The sequence below is a fragment of the Pseudomonas sp. NPDC090752 genome, assembly GCF_055584805.1.
Map to the genome: position 1 here is coordinate 1 of NZ_JBVJLI010000022.1, position 17867 is coordinate 17867.

At 61.8% G+C, this 17867-nt stretch carries 15 protein-coding genes and 1 other RNA gene; 5 read left to right on the plus strand and 11 right to left on the minus strand.

Annotation, left to right across the window (positions count from 1 at the left end):
- Positions 1 to 628: 628 nt before the first annotated feature.
- The 8 genes from ACZ6YA_RS22980 to ACZ6YA_RS23015 all read right to left on the minus strand — a co-directional run bounded on the left by ACZ6YA_RS22980 (position 629) and on the right by ACZ6YA_RS23015 (position 9778).
- Complete coding sequence (locus ACZ6YA_RS22980; protein ID WP_465899726.1) at positions 629 to 1885, minus strand: integrase domain-containing protein; 1257 nt, start codon at positions 1883 to 1885, stop codon at positions 629 to 631.
- Positions 1886 to 2072: 187 nt separating this feature from the next.
- Positions 2073 to 2464, minus strand: a transfer-messenger RNA (tmRNA) gene (ssrA, locus tag ACZ6YA_RS22985).
- A 98-nt stretch (positions 2465 to 2562) separates the two neighbouring features.
- Positions 2563 to 2856: a hypothetical protein gene (locus tag ACZ6YA_RS22990; protein WP_465899727.1), complete on the minus strand. Its 294-nt coding sequence runs from the start codon at positions 2854 to 2856 to the stop codon at positions 2563 to 2565.
- Positions 2857 to 3052: 196 nt separating this feature from the next.
- Positions 3053 to 3301 carry a DUF3077 domain-containing protein gene (locus tag ACZ6YA_RS22995; RefSeq protein ID WP_465899729.1) on the minus strand — a complete coding sequence of 83 codons (249 nt, stop codon included), beginning with the start codon at positions 3299 to 3301 and terminating at the stop codon, positions 3053 to 3055.
- A gap of 4 nt (positions 3302 to 3305) precedes the next feature.
- Positions 3306 to 3575: a hypothetical protein gene (locus ACZ6YA_RS23000; protein WP_465899730.1), complete on the minus strand. Its 270-nt coding sequence runs from the start codon at positions 3573 to 3575 to the stop codon at positions 3306 to 3308.
- A 439-nt stretch (positions 3576 to 4014) separates the two neighbouring features.
- On the minus strand, positions 4015 to 6825 hold the full coding sequence (locus ACZ6YA_RS23005; protein ID WP_465899732.1) for an FAD-binding and (Fe-S)-binding domain-containing protein: 2811 nt from the start codon (positions 6823 to 6825) through the stop codon (positions 4015 to 4017).
- 73 nt (positions 6826 to 6898) lie between these two features.
- Positions 6899 to 8044 carry an FMN-dependent L-lactate dehydrogenase LldD gene (gene lldD, locus ACZ6YA_RS23010; RefSeq protein WP_403135445.1) on the minus strand — a complete coding sequence of 382 codons (1146 nt, stop codon included), beginning with the start codon at positions 8042 to 8044 and terminating at the stop codon, positions 6899 to 6901.
- 63 nt (positions 8045 to 8107) lie between these two features.
- Positions 8108 to 9778, minus strand: a complete 1671-nt coding sequence (locus ACZ6YA_RS23015; RefSeq protein WP_465899734.1) for a lactate permease LctP family transporter — start codon at positions 9776 to 9778, stop codon at positions 8108 to 8110.
- Positions 9779 to 10032: 254 nt separating this feature from the next.
- On the opposite strand from ACZ6YA_RS23015, the gene ACZ6YA_RS23020 reads away from it, so the two are divergent.
- Entirely contained in the window at positions 10033 to 10800 is a 768-nt protein-coding gene (locus ACZ6YA_RS23020) for an FCD domain-containing protein (RefSeq protein ID WP_400798528.1), read from the plus strand.
- A gap of 132 nt (positions 10801 to 10932) precedes the next feature.
- On the opposite strand, the gene smpB is transcribed toward ACZ6YA_RS23020, so the two are convergent.
- On the minus strand, positions 10933 to 11415 hold the full coding sequence (smpB, locus tag ACZ6YA_RS23025) for an SsrA-binding protein SmpB (RefSeq protein ID WP_465899736.1): 483 nt from the start codon (positions 11413 to 11415) through the stop codon (positions 10933 to 10935).
- Positions 11416 to 11578: 163 nt separating this feature from the next.
- Between smpB and ACZ6YA_RS23030 the strand changes: the two genes are divergently transcribed.
- The gene (locus ACZ6YA_RS23030; RefSeq protein WP_403135437.1) at positions 11579 to 12013 is read left to right on the plus strand and encodes a type II toxin-antitoxin system RatA family toxin; all 435 of its coding nucleotides are present in this window, start codon (positions 11579 to 11581) and stop codon (positions 12011 to 12013) included.
- Positions 12014 to 12074: 61 nt separating this feature from the next.
- On the opposite strand, the gene ACZ6YA_RS23035 is transcribed toward ACZ6YA_RS23030, so the two are convergent.
- On the minus strand, positions 12075 to 12611 hold the full coding sequence (locus tag ACZ6YA_RS23035; RefSeq protein ID WP_465899739.1) for an outer membrane protein assembly factor BamE: 537 nt from the start codon (positions 12609 to 12611) through the stop codon (positions 12075 to 12077).
- A 97-nt stretch (positions 12612 to 12708) separates the two neighbouring features.
- Between ACZ6YA_RS23035 and fur the strand changes: the two genes are divergently transcribed.
- Positions 12709 to 13113: a ferric iron uptake transcriptional regulator gene (gene fur / locus ACZ6YA_RS23040; protein WP_465899741.1), complete on the plus strand. Its 405-nt coding sequence runs from the start codon at positions 12709 to 12711 to the stop codon at positions 13111 to 13113.
- A gap of 173 nt (positions 13114 to 13286) precedes the next feature.
- Here fur and recN read toward each other — a convergent pair whose 3' ends face one another.
- Positions 13287 to 14960: a DNA repair protein RecN gene (gene recN / locus ACZ6YA_RS23045; RefSeq protein ID WP_465899743.1), complete on the minus strand. Its 1674-nt coding sequence runs from the start codon at positions 14958 to 14960 to the stop codon at positions 13287 to 13289.
- A gap of 171 nt (positions 14961 to 15131) precedes the next feature.
- Between recN and grpE the strand changes: the two genes are divergently transcribed.
- Both grpE and dnaK read left to right on the plus strand, forming a co-directional pair.
- A complete protein-coding gene (grpE, locus tag ACZ6YA_RS23050; RefSeq protein WP_465899830.1) occupies positions 15132 to 15704 on the plus strand; it encodes a nucleotide exchange factor GrpE in 573 nt (190 codons plus the stop codon).
- 101 nt (positions 15705 to 15805) lie between these two features.
- Positions 15806 to 17731 carry a molecular chaperone DnaK gene (dnaK, locus tag ACZ6YA_RS23055; RefSeq protein ID WP_465899745.1) on the plus strand — a complete coding sequence of 642 codons (1926 nt, stop codon included), beginning with the start codon at positions 15806 to 15808 and terminating at the stop codon, positions 17729 to 17731.
- Positions 17732 to 17867 lie beyond the last annotated feature (136 nt).

Genomic DNA, 17867 nt, shown 5'->3' on the forward strand with positions numbered 1-17867 from the left:
ATCCCAGGGCATGGCTGTAGCTCCGGCAGTCATTGCTACCGATAAGTGTCCACCATGTCCTGGCACAGCCGTCACCCATGTCTCCCGTTTATACACTGGAAAAAGAGACGGGCGAACGGTTGGCGCAAAATGTTGGCCGAGCAGGTTCGTTGCTGCAGGGCTAAAGGGTTAGCGGGCAGCCGCACTAGGCGGATTGTTTAGAGGGCGTCCATCATTCTGGCGAATGACCGTGCGAGCCTCCGGGCGCGAATCGCACTTTGGGATGAACCACCGGGTTAGCGGCATGACCTTGAAGGCTCTGGTCATCTGGGGTGCTGCCTAAGGCAGCGCTTTGAATCTTCGTTCTATCGCTCACCGCGGCATGGGTCAATTGGTGAAGGGCACATGGAAATGCGCCAGATTCCTTCTTTGGCGTGCTTTGGAAGTCGGTGGGTGTCAGTGGCAAAGTGGCCGTTTGTCGCTTTTCTAGTGTTAGCCCGTGAGCATGGGGATGCGAAGCCTCCCTATGCTCATGGGCTTGGCCGGAAAAGCCCAAAATCGAGGCGAGTTGGCGACTGTCGCCATCCGCTCAGACGGCAGGGATGTAGATGGCACGCGGTCTGTCGCCAGTGTCGCCGTTGTCGCCGCCCTATCGGATGGGTACTACGTTCCGATCCCTGGCCAAATTCATCGCGCTGGCCGAGAGATTGCCCGTCGACGCCTTCAGAATGTACTCGCTCCACCAGGCCATCATCGGCCGCCGTCGCTCGATGTAGTCGGCTCGGTTGTAGGCACTGCGCACCTCATCCTTGTCGACGTGCGCCAACGCCACTTCGATGAGCTCCGGGTCCCACCCATGTTCATTCAAGATGGTGCTGGCCATCGAGCGCATGCCGTGGCTGACCAAGCGGTCCTGGAAGCCCATGCGTTTCAACGCCATGTTGGCGGTCTGGCTATTGGCATGAGTACGAGGGTTTCGGTCTGCCGGGAAGACGTATTCCCGATGACCACTGTGGGACTTCAGTATCTCCAGCAATGATATGGCTTGATCGCTCAACGGGATGCTGTGCGGGCGGCGCTTCTTCATCCGCTCTGGCGGGATGGTCCAGACACGCCTTTCAAAGTCGATGTCTGCCCAGCGAGTGGTCGCCGCCTCGGCGGGGCGAGTCATGGTGTGCAACTGCCATTCGATCAGACAACGTGTCGTGCGCTTGATACGGGCGTTCGCTATTTCCAGCATGAGTTCAGGAAGCTCCTCGGGTGGAAGCGCCGCCATGTTTTCTTTCTTCGGTTTCTTGAACACCGCCCGAATCCCGCTTAGCGGGTTCGCGAAGATCATTCCCGAATTGACACTGTAAGTCATGATCTCGTTGAGGCGCTGGCTAAGCCGCTTCACGGTTTCCAAGCTGCCTTTGGCTTCGATGGGGCGAAGGATCTTGATCACCATCGGTGCGCTGACTTCCGTGATCGGAGTCGATTTCATGCTGGGGAAAACGTGCAGTGTGAGTGAGCGCCAGATGTCCTCGGCATAGGCCGGCGTGACCGAGTCCTTTTTCAGCTCGAACCAGGCGGTAGCTACTTTCTCGAAAGTATGTTCCGTCTCGGCTAGCTTGGCCTGCGCGAGATCATTGCGCTGAGCTTTGGGGTCGATCCCCTGCGCAAGTACTTCCCTAGCCTCAACCGCTTTCCGCCGAGCTTGCGCCAGAGAGACCTCAGGGTAGGAGCCGAGCGCCATGTTGATTCGATTTTTGGTGACCGGATGCCTGTAGTTGAAATTCCACTGCATCGAGCGGTTGACCCGGACTCGGAGCTGGAGCCCGTCGCCATCCGTGAGGACGTAGTCCTTGTCTTTGGGCTTGACCGCCTTGAGCTGGCGGTCGGAGAGGCGAGCTGTTTGAGCGCACATGGGAGAGCTCCATGACACCTTTTGGTATTCCCAAGATTAGCCCCAGGTATGCTGGAATACCACCGGGAATACCGGGGTGGCTGGAACTCAAAAAACCGTTGTGGCCCTCAAAAGAGCAGTAAGCCATTGATTTAACTGACTTCCAGGCACAAAAAAAGACGTCCGTGGACGTCTTTAGATGATCATTTGGTGGAGCCGGGGGGATTTGAACCCCCGTCCGCCAGTACTCCGCTGTCGGTACTACATGCTTAGCCGTGTCTACTGATTTAATCCGCAGTCGCCCGACGGGCAGGGTACTTTGGATGAGTTGGGTAAGTTTTAGTCGCTTTGCCCCCAACGTGCTACACGACGATCCTGTTCTGTATGACAATCATTTCGGGTTTACAGGCATCCCCTGATGATTGCTGGAGCCGAAGCTACCAGGAGAGCGGGCTCAGCTGCTTACGCAGCGAGAGCGTAACCCTCGTAGTTTTCGTCATTGGCAACTATAGAAAGTTGCAACAGTGGATTTACGAGTTCTGTTACCAACTCGGCATGCACCTAGAGTTTCGCTACCGGCGTCGAATCCTAATCGGCCCCACACTCAGCTCTAGCTGACCGTACCTTTCGGCACGTGAGGTGGAGTATACGCGCTAAAGCGGGCGGCGTCGACTGTGGGTTCCGCCGCCCGCTCTACGTCAGGCACCGCTGCCGCCGGCCGAGCCGCTGCCTTTCTCGGTTTTCTCCAGGCGCTCCAGTACTTTGCTGGTGATGGCGATGCATTCCTTGGTGTCACCTGCGGCCTGGGCGGACTTGGCTTTGTCGACCTGTTCGGTCAGGGCCTTGTCCAAGCCTTCGGAGGTGGCGCCGGCGGTGGCCATGCTGTCGTCGATCTTCTGCAGGTTGATGGTGCACAGGTCGTCGGCGGCAAACACCGGGGAAGCCAGGAGGGTGGCGGCCGCGAAGAGGGCCGAAAGCGCGGTACCTTTCATGGGTGTCTCCTTGAAGGCCTCTGGAAGGTGGGCCTGTAAGGGTGGACTGTTGGGGGTTGCGGAGGGTTCCATCGAGATAGTGGCTAGGCGGCATGATGGGTGTGGCGGGATGTTGCGGGCGAGGGCTTTGCCCTCGATTCGCGGGCAAGCCCGCTCCCACAGGGGATTGTGCTGGGCTGTGGGAGTGGAGTGGGGTTTAGTGCGGTTTGGTCAGGCCGCGTTCCATGTCATCGATGAGTGCTTTGGCCATCTCGCTGAGGATGCGTGCGGCGCTGCCGGCCTGGCGGTCGTTTTCCATTTCGGCTTCGGTGGTGAGGTGGCGGATGCAGCCGAGCAGGACGGATAGCTGGCTGAAGGCGTGATCGAAGGGGACGCCGGGTTGCAGGCGGAAGAGGTCGAATGATTCCTTGCCGGCGGTGGTGATCTTTTTCAGTTCGTCATTCATGAGATCACCTTTGCCTTTGCGCGTTGTAGAGGTCGGTCAAGGCGTGCTCGATCAGCGCTCGGGAGGTTTCGCAGGCGTGGGCGGCGTTGCTGAGCATGTTGACGCCTGGTTCGCCGGCGTAGGTGCGGCAGTGTTCATCGATGGTTTCGATGACGCCGCGTAACAGCTCGCTGGCGTGGGCTAGGGCGTCGGGGGTGGGTATGTCGCTCTGGATGGAAAAGTAGGGGGTGGTGATGAGTTTGAGGCGTGGTGGGTCGGGGACGATTTTTTTCATGGTGCAAATCCCAGTTTGATTGCTCGACAGGAGCTACCAACTCGATCCTTTCTCACGGGATTGGGTGGCAGCCATGCGTGGGGTGAGAAACCGGTAAACATGGGAAATCCGGCCAGACCGAGGTCTGCCCACGCAGGGCCGCCATTACGAGGCTGCTGTCATGTTTACGAGGTTCTCACACCCCGTCGTCCGAAAACGACTCTGGGAAATTAGCCCTGATGGGTGTGAGCAACAACAGCGAAACGGCAGCGTGGGTCGTAGGATAATTCCCAAAGCATCCAATTCAGAAGCATTTGGTTGCAGGTTCGGAAATGTCGTACGGCTGGAGGGCGTGGGCGAGGGCTTTGCCCTCGTTCGCGGGCAAGCCCGCTCCCACAGGGATCGCGCGGGCTTCAAGGTTTTGCGCTAGGCAGTTGCTTTTATTGGGCCGTGCGCGGCGTCAAATAATGCGCGGCCGGGTTACGCGGTCCACCAGGTAGACGAGGCCGTGATAGTCGATGCCGCTGTGGCTGGAAAGCCCAATCTCACAAGTCCGGCTGGTGGAAATCCCTTCGCTGCAATACTGCACCGCATCCTTCAGGCTACGCAGCGAGTGCGCATTCAGCTCCGGCGTGGTGAAGCCCTTGTCACCGGCAAACCCGCAACAATGAATCCCCTCCGGTATCACCACCTGCTTGCTGCAGCGCCGCGCCAGGTCGATCAGCGCCTGGCTTTCGCCCAGGTGCTGGGTGCTGCAGGTCACGTGCACGGCCACCGGTTCCTCCTGCGGGGTGAACTCCAGTTTGTCCACCAAATGAGTGCGGATGAAGCGCACCGGGTCGAACAGGTCGAGGCGGGTGTCGCCCAGGTCTTGCACCAGGCGCAGGGTGCAGGGGCTGGTGTCGCAGTAGATCGGGTCGAGGCCGCCGCGGCTGGCGTGCAACAGGACGTTGATCAGCTCCTGGCGTTTGTGTTCGGCCTGTTCGGGGTAGCCTTTGGAGGCGAACGGCTGGCCGCAGCAGAGGCTGTCGGGGTTGTCGGGGAAGACGACTTGGTAGCCGGCTTTTTCCAGCAGGGCGCGGGTCTTGTCGAGCAGTGAGCTTTGTTCGCGGTCGGCGAAGGCTGGGCCCATCACCCGCGAGACGCAGGCGGCCAGGTAAACCACGCGGGGGCGGGCGTCGTTGCTGGTCGGGCCGAAGGCGATGCTGCGCAGGGGCTGCGGCATGGCCGGGGTCCATTGCGGCAGGCGGCCTTTGCTGGTCTTGCTGAGCGTGGCGCTCAGGCGGGCCAGGCGGGGGGCGCCGAGCAGCTTGCGGGCGGTGTTGGCGGCGGTGAGGGTCAGGCGGGTGCCGGCCAGGGCAGTGTGGAAGTGCTCGGCCAGCCAGTCGGCGGTTTTGCCGTGGTCGGCGGCCTGGCTGCGCAGCTTCTTCACCAGCTCGCCGGAGTTGATGCCAACCGGGCAGCGCTGGGCGCACAGGCCGGTGGCGGCGCAGGTGTCGAGGCCTTGGTACTGGTAGGTCTGCAGCAGTTCGCGGGTGTCGATGCCGGCGCGCTTTTTCGCCTGGATGTCGCGCCACATGACGATGCGCTGGCGGGGGCTGAGGGTCAGGCCTTTGGACGGGCACACCGGTTCGCAGAAGCCGCACTCGATGCATTTGTCGACGATCTCGTCGGCGGCGGGCAGCGGCTTGAGGTTTTTCAGGTGGATGTCGGGGTCTTCGCTGAGCACCACGTCGGGGTTGAGGATGCCGTTGGGGTCGAGCAGGCGCTTGAGCGTCCACATCAGTTGGTAGGCATCATGGCCCCATTCCAGCTCCACGAATGGTGCCATGTTGCGCCCGGTGCCGTGTTCGGCTTTGAGCGAGCCGCCAAACTCGACCGCTACCAGCTGCGCGACGTCGTCCATGAAGGCTTGGTAGCGGGCGACTTCTTCGGCGCTGTTGAAGCCCTGGGTGAAGACGAAGTGCAGGTTGCCTTCCAGCGCGTGGCCGAAAATGATCGCTTCGTCGTAGTGGTGCTTGTCGAACAGCTGGATCAGGCGGTTGACGCCTTCGGCCAGTTGCTCGACGGGGAAGGTCACGTCTTCGATGATCACCGTGGTGCCGGTCTGGCGCACGGCGCCGACGGCGGGGAAGGTGTCCTTGCGGATTTTCCACAGCTGGTTGTACACCGCCGGGTCTTCGCTGAAGTCGACTTTTTGTTCCAGCGGGTAGTCGGCAATGGCGGCCATGGTTTGTTGCAGCTGCTCGTGCAGCAGCGTCTGGCTGGCGGCGCGGGATTCGATCAGCAGGGCGCAGGCATTGTCCGACAGGCCTTTTACCCACACCGGCATGCCTGGCATGTTCTGCACCGAGCGCAGGCTGCGGCGGTCGAGCAGCTCGACGGCAGACACCGGCTGGCGCTTGAGCACAGTGACTGCGCGGCAGCAGCTTTCCACGCTGGGGAATACCAGCAGGGCGCTGGCCTTGTGCGGGTGGTCGGGCACGGTGTCGTAGGTGACGGCGCTGATGAAACCCAGCGTGCCTTCGGAACCGACCAGCAGGTGCTGGAGGATATCCAGCGGTTGGTCGTAGTCCACCAGGGCGTTGAGTGACAGGCCTGTGGTGTTCTTCAGCCGGTATTTGTGCCGGATGCGGTCGGCCAGCTCGGTATTGGCGCGGGTTTCGCGGCCCAGGCGGGCGAGGGATTCGAGCAGCTCGGCGTGGGACGTTTCGAACGCGGCGACGCTGGTTGGGTCTTCGCTGTCCAGGCGGGTGCCGTCGGCCAGCACCAGGCGCAGGCCGGCCAGGGTGTGGTAGGTGTTTTGCGCGGTGCCGCAGCACATGCCGCTGGCGTTGTTGGCGACGATGCCGCCGATCTTGCAGGCGTTGATCGAGGCCGGGTCCGGGCCGATCTTGCGCCCGAAGGGTGCCAGCCAGGCGTTGGCCTGGGCGCCGACGACGCCGGGTTGCAGGCGGATCTGCTCGCCTTGGCCACGGATTTCACGGCCGTTCCAGTTGTCGCCGAGCACGATCAGCACCGAGTCGCTGATGGCCTGGCCGGACAGGCTGGTGCCGGCGGCGCGGAAGGTCACCGGCACGCGCTCGCGCTGGGCCAGGTGCAGCAGCCCGACCACTTCGTCTTCGGACTCGACGCGCACCACCAGCTTGGGAATCAGCCGGTAGAAGCTGGCATCGGTGCCGAAAGCAAGGGTGGAAGTCGGGTCGTCGAAGCGGCGTTCGGCGGGTATCAGGCGCTCGGCATCACGCAGGAACGCGGCGGGCAGGCTCATGCAATCTCCTCGCGGGGCCACGGCGTCTGGTGCGCGGTGTGCCCCGGTCATTCAGGCGGTGTTGTTGCAGGCGTCAGGCGCCCAGTTCACGGACCAGCGAATCGCGGCTGATCTCGCTGATGGTCTTGGCACCGGTCAGCACCATCGCTACGCGCATCTCTTTTTCGAACAGTTCGAGCAGGTTTTTCACCCCGGCCTGGCCATGCACGGCCAAGGCCCAGAGGAAGGCGCGGCCGATCAGCACGGTGTCGGCGCCGAGGGCGATCATGCGCACCACGTCGAGGCCACTGCGGATGCCGGAGTCGGCGAGGATTTTCAGGTCGCCTTTAACCGCATCGGCAATTGCCGGCAGGGCGCGGGCACTGGACAGCACGCCGTCGAGCTGGCGGCCGCCGTGGTTGGAGACGACGATGCCGTCGGCACCGAATTTGACCGCGTCACGGGCGTCGTCGGCGTCGAGGATGCCCTTGATGATCATTGGGCCGTCCCAGAATTCGCGGATCCACTCCAGGTCTTTCCACGAAATCGACGGGTCGAAGTTGTTGCCCAGCCAGCCGATGTAATCGGCAAGGCCGGTGGGGTTGCCGCGGTATTTGGAGATATTGCCCAGGTCGTGCGGGCGGCCCATCACGCCAACGTCCCAGGCCCACTCGGGGCGGGTCATGGCTTGCAGCACACGGCGCATCGGGCCGTTGGCGCCGCTCATGCCGGAGTGGGCATCGCGATAGCGGGCGCCGGGCACTGGCATGTCGACGGTGAATACCAGGGTTTTCACGCCGGCGGCCTTGGCCCGCTCCAGGGCGTTGCGCATGAAGCCGCGGTCTTTGAGCACGTACAGCTGGAACCACATCGGGCGGTCGATGGCCGGGGCGACTTCTTCGATCGGGCACACCGATACGGTTGACATGGTGAACGGGATGCCATGCGCGGCGGCTGCGCGGGCTGCCTGCACTTCGCCGCGGCGGGCGTACATGCCGGTGAGCCCGACCGGGGCCAGGGCCACAGGCATGCTCAGGGTCTCGTCGAACAGCTTGGTTTCGAGGCTGAGCTCGGACATGTTCTTCAGCACCCGCTGGCGCAGGGCAATGCTGGCCAGGTCCGAGACGTTGTGGCGCAAGGTGTGCTCGGCGTACGCGCCGCCGTCGGCGTAGTGGAACAGAAAGGGTGGCAGCTTGCGTTGTGCCGCGGCGCGATAGTCGGTGGAGGCGGAAATGATCATGGATTCTCGCAGCGTGGGTTGAAGAAGATGCCGGGCGCGCTTGGGCGCCCAGCCCCTTTCACTTTAGTGATGAACCAGCATGCCGGTCAGCCAATAGGCCTGAACCAGGGTGATCAGGCCGACGATGGTGGCGAAGAACAGGCTGTGCTTGACGGTGAAGCGGAACAGGTCGGATTCCTTGCCAACCAGGCCGGTGGCGGCGCAGGCCACGGCGATCGATTGTGGCGAGATCATCTTGCCGGTCACGCCGCCGCTGGTGTTGGCCGCTACCAGCAGGGTGTCGTTGACCCCGATCTGGTGCGCGGTGGTGGCCTGCAGCGAGCTGAACAGGGCGTTGGACGAGGTGTCGGAGCCGGTCAGGAACACGCCCAGCCAGCCGAGGAACGGCGAGAAGAACGGGAACGCGGCGCCAGTGCCGGCAAGGACCAGGGCCATGGTCGAGGACATGCCCGAATAGTTGGTGACGAAGGCGAAGGCCAGGACCATGCCAATCGACAGGATTGGCCAGCGCAGCTCCCAAAAGGTCTCCTTGAAAGTGGTCAGACCAGTTTTGAAGTTGATCTTGAGCACTGCCATGGAGATCAGCGCGGAGAGGAAGATTGCCGTGCCGGTAGCGGAAATCGGGTCCAGCTTGAACACGGCGGGCATGGCGGTCGGCGCAGTGACGATTGGCGCGGTCTTGACCACCAGCTGATCGAGATGCGGGATGGCGAAGTTGAACACGAAGTTGTACATCGCACCGCCCGGGGCGAACGCCGCCTTGAACGGTTTCAAGGTCCAGATCGTCACCAGCACGGTGAGGATCAGGAACGGCGACCAGGCCTTGAAGATCTCGCCGAAGCTGTACGGGGTCGGCTGGCTGCCGCTTGGCTGCACCACGGCGGCGCCGACACTGCCCTTGGCTTCGGCGAACGCGCGCTTGGGCTGCCACACTTTCAGGAACAGGGTCAGGCAGATCAGGCTGGCCAGGGCCGAGGTGATGTCCGGCAGCTCTGGGCCGATGAAGTTGGAGGTGAAGTACTGGGTGACGGCGAAGCTCAGGCCGGCGACCAGGGCGGCAGGCCAGGTTTCTTTCACGCCGCGCAGGCCGTCCATCATGAACACCAGCCAGAACGGCACGAACAGCGACAGCAGCGGCAGCTGGCGGCCGGTCATGGCACCGATGTGGAAGGCGTCGATGCCGGTGACTTGCCCGGCGACGATGATCGGGATGCCCAGGGCGCCGAAGGCTACCGGTGCGGTGTTGGCGATCAGGCACAGGCCGGCGGCGTACAGCGGGTTGAAGCCCAGGCCCACCAGCAGTGCGGCGGTGATGGCCACCGGGGCGCCGAAGCCGGCGGCACCTTCGAGGAAGGCGCCGAAGCAGAAGCCGATCAGCAGCACTTGCAGGCGCTGGTCGTCGGTAATCGACAGCACTGAGCTGCGGATGACTTCGAACTGGCCGCTCTTGACCGTGAGTTTGTAGAGGAACACCGCGGCAACGATGATCCAGGCAATCGGCCAGAGGCCGTAGAGGAAGCCATACCCTGCAGCGGCCAGGGCCATGTCGACAGGCATCTGGAAGGCGAAGATCGCCACCAGGATCGACAGTGCCAAGGTGATGCTGCCGGCAACGTGGCCTTTCATGCGGAATACCGCCAGGGCCAGGAAGAAGAACACGATGGGGATGACCGCCGCCAGTGCGGACAGGCCAAGACTACCAAGCGGGGAATAGAGTTGTTGCCAGGTTTGCATATGGGGTAACCCCTAATTGTTGTTGGTCAGCACTGGCATTGGATAATTGGTAATACCAATTTACAATGACTGGTCGCTAGGTTAAAAGCGCAGTTGTGGGTGTGTCAATTTGTCCTGTGCAAAACTTTGGTCGTGTGCCGATGAGCGGGCGGCTGATGGCTTGGGAAAATCGTCGGCTGATGGGTGCTGGCGTGGCGTGGATCAGCGAGAATAGGCACCCCTGAAATCTGCCGGGGGTTTGTGGAGAGTGAGTGATGGTTTTTGATCAGGTTCGCCAACGGCGCCTGTCCGACGACATCGTCGATCGGTTGGAAGGGATGATCCTGGAAGGCACGCTGACCTCTGGCCAGCGGCTGCCGGCCGAGCGCGCCCTGGCCGAGCAGTTCGGTGTGTCGCGCCCGTCACTGCGCGAAGCGATCCAGAAGCTGGTGGCCAAGGGGCTGCTGGTCAGTCGCCAGGGGGGCGGCAATTATGTGGCCGAGTCGCTGGGCTCGACCTTCAGCGATCCGCTGCTGCAGTTGCTTGAGCACAGTGCCGAGGCGCAGCGAGATCTGCTGGAGTTTCGTCACACGCTGGAAGCCTCATGCGCGTATTACGCGGCCCAGCGGGCTACCGAGCCTGATCGGCTTCGCCTCAAGGCCGCGTTCGACAGGCTGCAGGACTGCTATGCACGGGCTGACGAGGTCACGCGTGCGGAGGAGGGGACGGCGGATGCGCAGTTTCATCTTGCGATTGCCGAGGCCAGCCACAATGCGGTTTTGCTGCACACCATCCGAGGGCTGTTTGACCTGCTCAAGCGCAACGTGGTGACCAACATTGGCGGCATGTACCAGCAGCGCACGGAAACACGCGACATGCTGATCAGTCAGCATCGCGAGTTGTATCAGGCAATTGTCGAGGGCAGGGCGGAGGAGGCGCGAGAGGTGTCCAGCCGGCACATTCTGTATGTGCAGGAGGTGCTGGAGGAGGCGCAGCACGAGGCGCAGCGGGTGGCGCGGGCAGAGCGGCGCAGCGGGCGCTGAGAGCTGCTGTGGTAGTACCGGCCTCTTCGCGGGCAAGCCCGCTCCCACAGGTATCCCACTGAATCCAAAGCAGTGGAGAACCTGTGGGAGCGGGCTTGCCCGCGAAGAGGCCCGCATGAGCAACGGAAGGGTTTAGTCTTCCTTGCCCTTGTTGCGCACCGCACGCTGCAGCTCGCGGTTGGAATCACGCTCGCGCACGGTGTCGCGCTTGTCGTATTCCTTCTTGCCCTTGCCCAGCGCGATCTCGCACTTGATCAGGTGCTTGCTCCAGTACAGCGCCAGGGCCACACAGGTGTAGCCCTTCTGCGCCACCGCGGCTTCCACGCGCTCGAGCTCGCGCTTGTTCAGCAGCAGCTTGCGGGTGCGGATAGGGTCGGCGATGACGTGGGTGCTGGCGGTGTTCAGCGGGGTGATGTGGCTGCCGAACAGCCAGGCTTCGCCATCCTTGAGCAGCACGTAGCTGTCGGTCAGGTGCGCCTTGCCGGCCCGCAGGCTCTTTACTTCCCAACCGGACAGGACCAGCCCGGCCTCGAACTTGTGTTCGATGAAGTAATCGTGTCGCGCTTTCTTGTTTTGCGCGATGGTCCCGGTCGGATGTTTCTTTTGTTTAGCCATAGGGGCGGCATTATAGGCAACTCATTGCGCAGTCGGCTACGGGATTTAGGCGCGCTTGAGCCACCGCAATGAATACCGGACAATACAGGCCCTGTCATACGCACAGAACCTGTTTTCGGCACGCTGCGAAGCGCCGCCACCCAGCCTTGGAAGTGATGCCTGGATGACTACCCATATTCAACGCTCCGCCCTGCTGCCGTACCCTGCCCAGGCGCTCTACGATCTGGTCAACGATGTAGCCAGCTACCCGAAATTCCTGCCCTGGTGCTCGGATTCGACTGTGATCGAAGCCAGTGACACGCACATGCGCGCCAAGCTGGATGTGGCCAAGGGCGGTATGAGCCAGCACTTTGTTACGCGTAATGTGCTGGTGCCGGGGCAGTCGATCGAGATGAACCTGGAAGAAGGGCCGTTCACCCAGCTACATGGCGTGTGGGTGTTCAAGCCGCTGGGTGAGAAGGCCTGCAAGATCAGCCTGGACCTGTCGTTCGACTATGCGGGGTCGATTGTGCGCGCCACCTTGGGCCCGCTGTTCAATCAGGCTGCCAATACCTTGGTGGATGCGTTCTGCCAGCGGGCAAAAGAGCTCTACAGCTGACGTCTCTACCGCCCACAAAAAAGCCCGGACCTTGATCCGGGCTTTTTCATGTCGCCTGCAATTACTGCGGCGAAGTTTCCAGTGGTGCTGGGGTCGGTACCGGCGTAGTCTCGATGGTGTCGATTTCGCGCTGGATGGACTCTTCCACCGAACCAGGCTTGGCCGGTGTTTCTGCCGGTTGCGATGCCGGCTGCTCAGGCTGAGTGCCTGGGCTGACCGTGGTGTCGCTGCTGCCACCGAGGATTTCCTGGTCGCGGCTCACACCTGGCATGAAGTCGCCCGACAGGCTGACCAGCTGGTCGCTGTCATTGAAGAAGATGCTCATGCGCTCCTGCTGGCGTTGGCCGCCACCAGGCTGCAAGCTGTACAGGTAGTCCCAACGATTGGTGTTGAACGTATCCTGGAGCAAGGGGTTGCCCATGATAAACCTTACTTGCCGACGGGTCATTCCCGGGCGTAATTGGTCTATCATGTCCTGCGTGACGACATTGCCCTGCTGGATGTCGATTTTGTAAACCCCGGGAAACGAGCAACCGGCGAGTGCGAGCAGTCCCACGAAGGTGAGGCTGGTTAGCAAGTGCTTGGTGTTGTTTTGCATCGGTGGGCGACTTCCACTATCTTGGCTGGACAACGTAAACCCCGATCATACCCGTATTAAGAGAAGCTGCGAAGCAGCATCGGCGAGAAAGCTGACCATGGTTGAAAATAGCGAATTGCGCAAAGCCGGTCTCAAGGTGACACTGCCTCGAGTCAAGATCCTTCAGATGCTCGACTCGACCGAGCAACGTCACATGAGCGCCGAGGATGTCTACAAGGCGCTGATGGAGGCTGGCGAGGACGTCGGTCTGGCAACCGTTTATCGCGTACTGACCCAGTTCGAGGCTGCTGGCCTGGTGGTACGCCACAACTTCGATGGCGGTCACGCGGTATTCGAGCTGGCGGACGGCGGTCACCACGACCATATGGTCAACGTGGATAACGGCGAAGTCATCGAGTTCATGGACGCTGAAATCGAGCGGCGCCAGAAGGAAATCGTGGCCGAACATGGCTACGAGCTGGTGGACCATAACCTGGTCCTCTACGTGCGTAAGAAAAAGTAACGATTTAGGTCGGTACTAATGACAAAGGCGACCCCTAGGGTCGCCTTTGTGCTTTTTGTTGGCTGCAATGGCCTCTTCGCGGGTCAAGCCCGCTCCCACCGGTACCCCGCAAGGTTTGAGGTGGTGACGAACCTGTGGGAGCGGGCTTGCCCCGCGAAGGAGGCAACTAGCCTTCAAGCCTTGCCGCTGACCACCATCTTGCGCGCATGCGCCAGCGACTCCTTGGTCAGGTCGATGCCGCCCAGCATCCGCGCCACTTCCTCGACCCGCTCGCGCTTGCCAAGGCTGGCGACAGCGGTGTGAGTAGTGTCGCTATTGCGTACCTTGTGCACGAACAGATGGTGATGGCCCTGCGCCGCGACCTGTGGCAAGTGCGTGACGGTCAGTACTTGGCCGCGCTCACCCAGCCGGCGCAGCAGTTGGCCGACGATCTCGGCCGTGGGGCCGCCAATACCCACATCGACCTCGTCGAATACCAGCGTTGGAATACGCGAGGTCTGCGCGGTGATGACCTGGATCGCCAGGCTGATGCGTGACAATTCACCGCCCGAGGCCACCTTGGCCAAGCCTTTGAGCGGCTGTCCGGGGTTGGCGCTGACCAGCAGTTCGATCTGCTCCAGGCCATGTGGCGACGGGTCAGCCCCTTCGTTTGGCGTAAGTTCGATGCAGAAGCGCCCGCCGGGCATGCCCAGGCGCTGGATTTCCTGTTCCACCGCAATGGCCAGCTGCTGCGCGGCCTGCTGGCGCAGGGCGCTCAGCTCGATGGCTCGCTCTTGATAATGCTGGGCAAAGGCGGACAGCTCCTCGCCGAGGCGCTCGACTGACTCGTCGCTGGCATTCAGGCCTTCCAGTTCATCCATCAGCTGTTGCTGCAGGTGGGGGAGTTCGGTCGGGTGCACGCGGTGTTTGCGCGCCAGGGTGTAGATCGTGTCGAGGCGCTCTTCAAGGGCTTGCAGGCGCATGGGGTCGGCGTCGAAGTTGTCGAGGAAGCGGTTGAGTTCGCCAATCGCCTCCTCGATCTGGATCTGCGCACTGGCGATCAGGTTGGAGGCTTCGCCCAAGGCTTTTGGCGTGTTGGTGGCAGCGCCAAGTCGGTTGAGGCTGGTGGTGAGGGCGGCGAGCACATTGCCCGAGTCGCTCTCGCTGCACTGGTCGATGACCTGGCGGCAGATGCCGAACAGGGCCTCGGCGTTGGTCAGGTTCTTGTGTTCCTGCTCCAGGTGCTCCAGTTCATTTTCACCCAGGCCGAGGTTGTCCAGCTCTTCGAGCTGATAGCTGAGCAGTTGGTGGCGCGCGCGTTGCTCGTCGCCGGAGTTGGACAGGCGCTCCAGCTCCAGGCGGGTCTGGTTCCAGCGCTTGGCGGCCAATTGCACCTGGCGGGCCAGGTCGATGGCGCCGGCGTACTCGTCGAGCAGGCGGCGGTGGGTATCGGTTTTGAGCAGCGACTGGTGTTCGTGCTGGCTGTGGATGTCGATCAGCAGCTCGCCCAGTGCCTTCAGGTCGCCCAGTGGGCAAGGCGTGCCGTTGATATAGCCGCGGCTGCGGCCCTCGGTGGTGATCACCCGGCGCAGGATGCACAGGCCTTCGTTGGCCAGGTCGCGCTCGGCCAGCCAGGTATGGGCTTCGGGGATGTCCACCAGGTCGAAGGTGGCCAGGATGTCCGCCTTGTCTGCGCCGGGGCGCACCACGCCGCTGTCGGCGCGATCGCCCAGGGCGAGGCCCAGGGCGTCGAGCATGATCGACTTGCCGGCGCCGGTCTCGCCGGTGATGACGGACATGCCGCGGGCAAGTTCGAGGTCGAGGTGCTCGACGATGGCGTAGTTATGAATGGACAGGTGCACCAGCATGGGGCGGCTCCCGAGGATCAAGTCTGGTTATTTATACAGTAGTTTTTTCCAGGCTGCCAATGCCCTCTGGCGGATTTTGCGTGCGCCCTTAAAAGCCACTTGCCCCTTGAAGCTGATTTTTCCGGCCCCATATAGCCGGCAGACACGGCGAGCTTTGCTCGTACTACTGAAATTGCGGAGGAGAGACCCATGGCTGACGAACAGCTGAAAGACCAAGACCTTAACCCCGAAGAGACTGGTGCAGTGGATAACGGCGCCCGCGTTCAGGAGCTCGAGGAGCAGTTGGCCGCCGCCAAGGACCAATCCCTGCGTGTCGCTGCAGAAGCGCAGAACAGCATTCGCCGCGCCGAACAGGAAGTCGACAAGGCCCGCAAGTTTGCCCTCGAGAAGTTCTCGGGCGACCTGCTGCCGGTGATCGACAGCCTGGAGATGGCCCTGACTCACCTCAATCCTGAAGATGAACAGGCCAAGAAGACTCGCGAAGGCGTCGAGCTGACCCTGAAGATGTTCCAGGACACCCTCAAGCGCTACAACCTCGAAGCCATCGACCCGCACGGCCAGCCGTTCAACGCCGAGCACCACCAGGCGATGGCTATGCAGGAGAGCGCTGACGTAGAGCCGAACAGCGTGCTGAACGTGTTCCAGAAGGGCTACCTGCTCAATGGCCGCTTGCTGCGCCCCGCCATGGTGGTGGTCAGCAAGGCGCCGGCAGCGGCGCAACCTTCTATCGATGAGAAGGCTTGAAATCCGTCGGGGCAACCCCATCTAGGTGTCAAGCATTCAAGTATTACCGCAGTTGGCCACTGTAGCCGCTGCCACCTAATTCAAGTTTCGGGAGAGTGAACATGGGCAAAATCATCGGTATCGACCTGGGGACCACCAACTCGTGCGTCTCCATTCTGGAAAACGGTAGCGTCAAGGTCATCGAAAACGCCGAAGGCGCGCGTACTACCCCTTCGATCGTGGCCTACGCCAATGACGGCGAAATCCTGGTGGGTCAGTCGGCCAAGCGCCAGGCTGTCACCAACCCGCACAACACGCTCTTCGCAGTGAAGCGCCTGATCGGCCGCCGCTTTGAAGAAGATGTCGTGCAGAAAGACATCAAGCTGGTGCCATACAAGATCGTCAAAGGCGGTAACGGCGACGCTTGGGTACAAGCCGCCGGCAAGGACATGGCGCCACCACAGATCAGCGCCGAAGTGCTGAAGAAAATGAAGAAGACTGCCGAAGACTACCTCGGCGAGCCAGTCACCGAAGCGGTCATTACCGTTCCGGCCTACTTCAACGACAGCCAGCGCCAGGCCACCAAAGACGCCGGCCGCATCGCTGGTCTGGACGTAAAGCGCATCATCAACGAGCCGACCGCCGCTGCACTGGCTTACGGCATGGACAAGGCCAAGGGCGACCACACTGTCATCGTTTATGACCTGGGTGGTGGTACCTTCGACGTTTCGGTCATCGAAATCGCCGAAGTCGACGGTGAGCATCAGTTCGAAGTATTGGCTACCAACGGCGACACCTTCCTGGGTGGCGAAGACTTCGACATGCGCCTGATCGACTACCTCGTCGACGAGTTCAAGAAAGAGTCCGGCATGGACCTGAAGAACGATCCACTGGCCCTGCAGCGTCTGAAAGAAGCTGCTGAAAAAGCCAAGATCGAGCTGTCCTCGACTCAGTCGACCGACGTCAACCTGCCGTACATCACTGCAGACGCTACCGGTCCGAAGCACCTGAACGTGAAGATCTCTCGCGCCAAGCTGGAGTCGCTGGTCGAAGATCTGGTCCAGCGCACCATCGAGCCTTGCCGCATCGCCCTGAAAGACGCCGGCATCGACGCCAGCAAGATCGACGACGTGATCCTGGTCGGTGGCCAGACCCGTATGCCGATGGTGCAGAAGGCTGTAGCCGACTTCTTCGGTAAGGAAGCGCGCAAGGACGTCAACCCGGACGAAGCCGTGGCCATGGGTGCTGCCATTCAGGGCGCCGTACTGGCTGGTGACGTGAAGGACGTACTGCTGCTGGACGTCAGCCCGCTGACCCTGGGTATCGAAACCATGGGTGGCGTGATGACCGCGCTGATCGAGAAGAACACCACCATTCCGACCAAGAAGTCGCAGGTGTTCTCGACTGCCGACGACAACCAGGGCGCGGTGACCATTCACGTGCTGCAGGGTGAGCGTAAGCAGGCTGCACAGAACAAATCGCTGGGCAAGTTCGACCTGGCTGACATCCCGCCTGCACCGCGTGGTGTTCCGCAGATCGAAGTGACCTTCGACATCGACGCCAACGGCATCCTGCATGTCGGCGCCAAAGACAAGGCCACCGGTAAGGCTCAGTCGATCGTGATCAAGGCCAACTCCGGCCTGTCCGACGAAGAAATCGAGCGCATGGTGCGTGACGCCGAGGCCAATGCCGAGGAAGACCGCAAGTTCGAAGAGCTGGCCGCTGCCCGTAACCAGGGTGACGCGCTGGTTCACTCGACCCGCAAGATGGTCGTTGATGCCGGTGACAAGGCCACTGCCGAAGAGAAAACTGCCATCGAAGCGGCCGTGGTTGCCTTGGAAGCCGCTGTTAAGGGCGACGACAAGGCCGCCATCGACGCCAAGGTCGAAGAGCTGTCCAAGGTCTCTGCACCGGTAGCCCAGAAGATGTACGCCGAGCAGTCGGCCGAACAGCCTCAGGGCGGCGCTCAGCAGGCCGAGCCGGAAGCCAAGCACGATGACGTGGTTGACGCCGAGTTCGAAGAAGTGAAAGGCGACGACAAGAAGTAATCGTTGCATGTTGTCGGCCAGCTCACCGGCGGTTGTCGGTGAGCTGGTAGGATGTCGCCGCGCGGGGGCTTGCTCCCGCGTTGGCGTATCTGGAATTCGAGAATTTTTTACAGCATTTGCCTGGTGCCCTGCGTGG

Coding starts and splice junctions, on each gene's coding strand:
- ACZ6YA_RS22980 (WP_465899726.1), bottom strand. CDS start 1,885: ATGTGCGCTCAAACAGCTCGCCTCTCCGACCGCCAGCTCAAGGCGGTC.
- ACZ6YA_RS22990 (WP_465899727.1), bottom strand. CDS start 2,856: ATGAAAGGTACCGCGCTTTCGGCCCTCTTCGCGGCCGCCACCCTCCTG.
- ACZ6YA_RS22995 (WP_465899729.1), bottom strand. CDS start 3,301: ATGAATGACGAACTGAAAAAGATCACCACCGCCGGCAAGGAATCATTC.
- ACZ6YA_RS23000 (WP_465899730.1), bottom strand. CDS start 3,575: ATGAAAAAAATCGTCCCCGACCCACCACGCCTCAAACTCATCACCACC.
- ACZ6YA_RS23005 (WP_465899732.1), bottom strand. CDS start 6,825: ATGAGCCTGCCCGCCGCGTTCCTGCGTGATGCCGAGCGCCTGATACCC.
- lldD (WP_403135445.1), bottom strand. CDS start 8,044: ATGATCATTTCCGCCTCCACCGACTATCGCGCCGCGGCACAACGCAAG.
- ACZ6YA_RS23015 (WP_465899734.1), bottom strand. CDS start 9,778: ATGCAAACCTGGCAACAACTCTATTCCCCGCTTGGTAGTCTTGGCCTG.
- ACZ6YA_RS23020 (WP_400798528.1), top strand. CDS start 10,033: ATGGTTTTTGATCAGGTTCGCCAACGGCGCCTGTCCGACGACATCGTC.
- smpB (WP_465899736.1), bottom strand. CDS start 11,415: ATGGCTAAACAAAAGAAACATCCGACCGGGACCATCGCGCAAAACAAG.
- ACZ6YA_RS23030 (WP_403135437.1), top strand. CDS start 11,579: ATGACTACCCATATTCAACGCTCCGCCCTGCTGCCGTACCCTGCCCAG.
- ACZ6YA_RS23035 (WP_465899739.1), bottom strand. CDS start 12,611: ATGCAAAACAACACCAAGCACTTGCTAACCAGCCTCACCTTCGTGGGA.
- fur (WP_465899741.1), top strand. CDS start 12,709: ATGGTTGAAAATAGCGAATTGCGCAAAGCCGGTCTCAAGGTGACACTG.
- recN (WP_465899743.1), bottom strand. CDS start 14,960: ATGCTGGTGCACCTGTCCATTCATAACTACGCCATCGTCGAGCACCTC.
- dnaK (WP_465899745.1), top strand. CDS start 15,806: ATGGGCAAAATCATCGGTATCGACCTGGGGACCACCAACTCGTGCGTC.